Source organism: Rhodococcus sp. (in: high G+C Gram-positive bacteria) (genome assembly GCF_049286785.1).
Classification (GTDB): domain Bacteria; phylum Actinomycetota; class Actinomycetes; order Mycobacteriales; family Mycobacteriaceae; genus Rhodococcus_F.
The window spans coordinates 1-5,103 of the sequence record NZ_JBAQEO010000212.1; the positions used below are offsets into that span (position 1 = coordinate 1).

A 5,103-nucleotide genomic window follows, 5' to 3' on the forward strand; every position below is an offset into this window, starting at 1 on the left:
CCGGATATCAGGATCAGCGACGCGTCCCCGACGAGCGGCGCGATCGGATTCGGCGTCGGGGGTTCGACCAGATCGACGGGCGCACGGAAGATGTCACGGGCACCCTCGGGATGTCCGGTGAACAGGATCGGCGTGAAGCCGGGAAACCGTACCTCGAACGGGTCGCCGTCGCGGTCCCGCCGCCACCGGAAGTAGCGATCGGGATCGGCTCCGGCGGTGAGGGTGCGAACAGCACCGCGCCCGGCCGCACGTAACCGGGAAGCGAGCGGCAGCATCGCCGACATACGCGCGCCTCACATCGTCCGCAGTGCCCGCAGCACCGCGTGTCCGGCGGCGGGGTCGCCCACCGCGATGCGGGCGCTGCCGCCGGTGTAGAGCTTGGCCACGATGCCGGCGCGCTGCAGCGCCGGCGCGATGCGCGCCCCGCTCAGATAGAGGAAATTGGCGTGGCTGCGGGGAACGTGCACTCCGTTCTGCCGCAGCGCAATCCGCAGGAACTCGCGTTCGGCGGTGATCCGCGCGACCCGGTCCCGCAGTTCGTCCTCCGCCGCATAGGAGGCGGTTACCGCCGCCACCGCCGCGCAACTCATCCCGAACGGCAGCTGCCGGCGCCGCACCCGCGCCACCAACTCCCGCCCTCCGAATGCGTACCCGATGCGCAGCCCGGCCAGCCCGAACGCCTTCGAAAACGTCCGCAGCACCAGCACATTGGGGTAGCGCCGAATGAGGTCGAGCACGTCGACCGCGTCGGCGGCGTCGATGAACTCGACGTAGGCCTCGTCGAGGATCACCACCACCGGCGGCGGAATCGAGGACAGGAACTGCTCCAGGTCGGTAGCGGAGACCAAGGTGCCGGTGGGGTTGTGCGGCCGGCACACCACTACCAGCCCGGTCCGGTCGTCGACGACCTCGCCCAGGTTCCCCAGGTCTTGCCGGCCCGCCCGGTCCAGCGGCACCGCCACCGCTTCCACACCCATCATGTCGGCCATGATCGGGTAGCCGTCGAACGTGGGCGTCGCGAACACCATGGTTTCGCCGTCGCCCAGCACGGCCTGCATGATCTGCATCGCGACCCCCGTCGCGCCCGAGCCGACTACCACCTGCGCCGGGTCCACACCGACCCGGTCGGCGATGATCCGCGGTAGCCGCTGCGGCAGAAACTCCGGATACCGATTCACCTGGGCCATCTGTTCGTGCAGCGCCGCCAGCACCGACGGTAAGGGTGGGAACGGGTTTTCGCTCAGCCCGAGCTCGAAGTGGCGCGCCGGTCGGGTCCGGCCGCCCACCGCCGACGGTGCCGTCGCCTCCGTGATCTCGCCGGTCATGGCGTCGGCCCCGCTCCCCATCGGACGGCCGCGGCACCGGCGAAGTCGCCGGCGTGTGCGAATCCGGCCAGCAACACCAGCGATCCGTTGCCCATGCGCCCGTCTCGATTGGCGGTGTCCAGTGTGACCGGAATCCCGGCGCCGAACAGGTTTCCGCACTTGTCGAAGGTGTCCGGATGCTTCTCCGGGGTCAGCTGCATGGCCTCGCGCCAGTTCCGCAAGAACAGCCGGTTGGGTTGATTGGTGACGAAGGTGTCGACGTCGGCGGACTGCACCCCGATCCGATCGCAGACTGCCAGCGCCACCTCGGGAACCAGCCGGTTGCCGCGGGCGAACACCTTGGTGATCTTGGACTCGGTGAACCCCACGCAGACCTGGCCGAGTCCCGGCTCCCAGTATTTGCGATCGGAGACCGGGACTGCTTCGAAGGTCATGTCCCCACCGAACTCCGGATAGGTGCGGCATTCGATGCCCAGGATCGGCGCGTCGTCGGATTTGGTCAGCAGGCCGACCCCGCAGCCGTCGCCGGGGACCGAGGCATGCGCCAACCCGCGGATCTCGGTCTGGGTGAAGACCTGTCCCGCACTGTTCTGAATCGCGGCGATCAATGCCGTGGTCGCGTCGGTGCTGTGCAGGATGGTCCGGGCCAGCGACATCATGTGCACGAACGACGCGCAGCCGCCGTTGTGCACGTCGATCACCCAGTCCGGGCGCAGCCCCAACCGTCGGGCCACCTCCGGGCCGCAGCCGAGCACCGGGTTGTCGGGCAGTTGGGTGTGTGTGAGCAGCACATCCACGTTCGAGATCGTGTCCGGGCCGTGCCTGTCGATCAGCGGCGCGACCGCCCGCTCCACCATGTCCACCGCGGTCTCGTCACGGGCCACGTGGTGCCGATAGCTCGGCGAGCGGAACATGACGTTCTTCGCCATCCGGTCCGAGCGTGAGAACTGGGTGAAATACTCGGTGGGAACCCGGTTCTCCGGCAGATAGCTGGCGACGTCGATCAGGCTGACCGCGGGCAGGGGCGCTGTCACAGGTGCGTGCACTGTCATGCTCATTTCATCCACTCCGGCTTGATCGGCAGACCGTGGCCGGCGCGGTACTCGCAGATGGCCTTCAGGTTGTCCATCTCCAACTGATGTCCGGCGGAGAACATGTCCCAGAAGTCGCCGACCCACACCGGGCGGTCCGCCGGCGCCGTCTCCGGGTAGGGGTTCTCGTCGTAGAACGGGTGGCGGCAGTTGGTCCACGGCACCACCGATCCGGGCTTGTTGAGCACCACCTGCGCGTCGACCACCCGCATCAGATAGATCATCCACAGGTGTTGGCCCTGGTCCCACGCGCAGTGGTAGTCCACCGTCATCGCGTCGGGGTTCGCGAAGGTGCGCACATAGCATTTCGTCTGGTCGCCGAGCCTGTCGTAGGAGAGCCACAGCCCGGGCTCGTCGGTCTCGGTGAACCCGCGCAGGCTGTAGGTCCACTCCTCCAGACACCGGGTGTCCGCAAGGTACTCGTACACCTCACGCGGCGGTGCCGCGATGTAGGCGTTGACCGGGCAGAACTGACCGAACACCTGGTCGTGCGGGTACACCGACCGCAGCATGTCCACGATGATCGGTGTGGTGGCATCCTTGTCGGAATTCTCGATCCGCAGCACACCCGGGATCACATCCTCGGCGATGTCACTCAGGGCGGGAAGGCTGATGGTCATGATGTGTCTCCTGTAATCAGGGGAGGGTCAGGAACGGCAGGAACGGTGGTATCTCGTCGGGATCGCAGTCCACCGAAACGAACGACGGGCCCTCGGTGTGCGCGCTGCGTGCCAGCGCGTCGGTCAGCTCGCCGACGTTTCGCGCGGCGGATGCCGGCAGCGTCGGGAACATCGCCGCGATCCCCTCGCCGAGCAGGGTCGGCCGGAATCGGTTGAAGCTGTAGCGATCGCGGTAGAACAGTTGCTCGCGGGTCACGCACATGGCGTGCGCGTTGTTGTTGAACACGATGAAAGTCACCGGCAGGTCGTGCTCGATCGCGGTGTGCATCTCCAGGCCGTGCATGAAGAACGCGCCATCACCGGCGATCACGAACGTCCTTCTGTTCCGCGCGAACGCCGAGCCGATCCCCGCGCCGAAGCTGTAGCCCATGCCGCCCATCCCGAGGGCGACCACGAACCGCCCGCCGCGGGGCACCGAAAGATGATGCACCACGGATGCGCCCGTGTTCCCGGCGTCGGCGAACACGTCCGATCCCGCCGGCAACATCGCCGCGATCGCCTCCACGGCCTCGCGGTAGCGCAGTCCCGGCCCCGAGGAGTCGGGTACCTCCAGCGCCGTCAGGGCCTGCGGGCCTGCCGGTTCCGGTACGCCGTCGACGTCGAACAGCGCCGTGAGCTCGTCCAATGTCGACCCGAGGTCCATGCTCACCGCGTGCACCGTGGGCGCATAGGGTGGTTCGGCGCCGATGCTGGCCACCGGCACTCCGGCCAGCGCACCGTCGAGCCCGGCTCGTGCGGTCATCGGCATCCGGGTGCCCACCAGCAGGCACAACGCCGCCTGCTGCACGGCGTCAACGAGTTCGGCGTGGCCCATCGTGCCTGCCACACCGCAGAATCCGTGCTCGTCGGCGCCGTAGCAATCCTTCGCATCCGGTGCCACCCCGACCGCCGCGTCCAACGCGACGGCCAACGCCCGCACCTGCGCGCGGGCATCATTGCGCGCCACCTGATCGCCGACGACGAGCACGATCTTGCCGGTCCGTCGGGCCGTGGCGATCATGTCGGCGACCCGGGCCAGCCCGACGTGATCGCGAACCACCCGGCGGGCCGGCGGGGTGAACCGGGGCAACGTCACGGCCGCCTGCTGAACATCTTTGGGCAACAACAACACCCCCGGCCCACCGTGCAGCACCGCGGACACCGCCCGTTCCAGGTGCTCGGCGATGTCCTCGGGCCGCTCGACCCGCGCGCAGTAGCGGGAGATCTCGGAGAACAACCGCGCCGCGTCGATCGAACCCGCCCGGCCGCTGGAATCCTGGAATGCCCCGTCCCCCTCCAACGCGGTCGGTGGCTGACCGACCAGGGCCAGAACCGGCACCCGCGAGGTGTAGGACTCGGCCAGCCCGGCGACCAGGTTCATTGCGCCACCACCCGAGGTTGCGGCGACAACGCCGAGCCCGCTCGTCGAGCGTGCGTACCCGTCGGCCATGGTGGCCGCGGAGAACTCGTGCTTGGCCACCACCCCGGTGACGTCCACGTCGGCATCGAAGACCGCGTCGTAGAGGTCCTCGATGTTGGCGCCGTCCACCCCGAAGATGTTCCGAACGCCCAGCGCGGCCACGGCGTCGACCAGGTAGTCGACGACCCGCCGCTGTTCGCGTCCATGACTTCGACCGCTCGTTACCAATGCCGTGCTCCTTCCGGGACTCCGGTCCCCAATCTTCTTGTCGCTTCCCGACAGCGCCGCGCCCCCGACCGGCACGCTGAGCAACGGCTCGGATGCGGGCGCACGCGGGCCGATGCACGACGGGATGGATCGTCTCGGGGGCGGCCACCGCTGCGCGACACGTTCTTGGTCACGGTGTTCTCCTCGCGGTGTGTGCCGGCGGGTGTTGCTCCCGGCTCGAGTGGTTGACGTAAAACAGCATTCGGCATGATCACGGTGACCGGCGACGGGGGAAACCCTGGACCGCGATGTTCGGGCCGCCCACCTCGGGTTCGCGCGGGTTGTCCCCGACCGGTTTCGCCACCGCGCTGCACGTGCCCCTGTACGAGGAGGCATGGGCC

Annotated in this window: 4 protein-coding genes and 1 pseudogene; all 5 read right to left on the minus strand. The window is 68.4% G+C overall.

Annotated elements, in window-relative coordinates:
* Positions 1-284, minus strand: a pseudogene (locus WAW17_RS08915) (cytochrome P450); the annotation flags it as partial.
* A 9-nt stretch (positions 285-293) separates the two neighbouring features.
* Entirely contained in the window at positions 294-1,325 is a 1,032-nt protein-coding gene (locus tag WAW17_RS08920; RefSeq protein ID WP_422332623.1) for a pyridoxal phosphate-dependent aminotransferase, read from the minus strand.
* On the minus strand, positions 1,322-2,377 hold the full coding sequence (locus tag WAW17_RS08925; RefSeq protein WP_422332624.1) for a 3-oxoacyl-ACP synthase III family protein: 1,056 nt from the start codon (positions 2,375-2,377) through the stop codon (positions 1,322-1,324). The genes WAW17_RS08920 and WAW17_RS08925 overlap by 4 nt, the downstream gene beginning before the upstream one ends.
* Positions 2,378-2,379: 2 nt before the next feature.
* Positions 2,380-3,036, minus strand: a complete 657-nt coding sequence (locus WAW17_RS08930) for an SRPBCC family protein (RefSeq protein WP_422332625.1) — start codon at positions 3,034-3,036, stop codon at positions 2,380-2,382.
* Positions 3,037-3,052: 16 nt separating this feature from the next.
* A complete protein-coding gene (locus WAW17_RS08935; protein ID WP_422332626.1) occupies positions 3,053-4,723 on the minus strand; it encodes a thiamine pyrophosphate-binding protein in 1,671 nt (556 codons plus the stop codon).
* Positions 4,724-5,103 lie beyond the last annotated feature (380 nt).

What these genes read in the sequence shown, in the direction of transcription:
- WAW17_RS08920 (WP_422332623.1), bottom strand. Translation starts at nt 1,325, where the DNA reads ATGACCGGCGAGATCACGGAGGCGACGGCACCGTCGGCGGTGGGCGGC.
- WAW17_RS08930 (WP_422332625.1), bottom strand. Translation starts at nt 3,036, where the DNA reads ATGACCATCAGCCTTCCCGCCCTGAGTGACATCGCCGAGGATGTGATC.
- WAW17_RS08925 (WP_422332624.1), bottom strand. Translation starts at nt 2,377, where the DNA reads ATGACAGTGCACGCACCTGTGACAGCGCCCCTGCCCGCGGTCAGCCTG.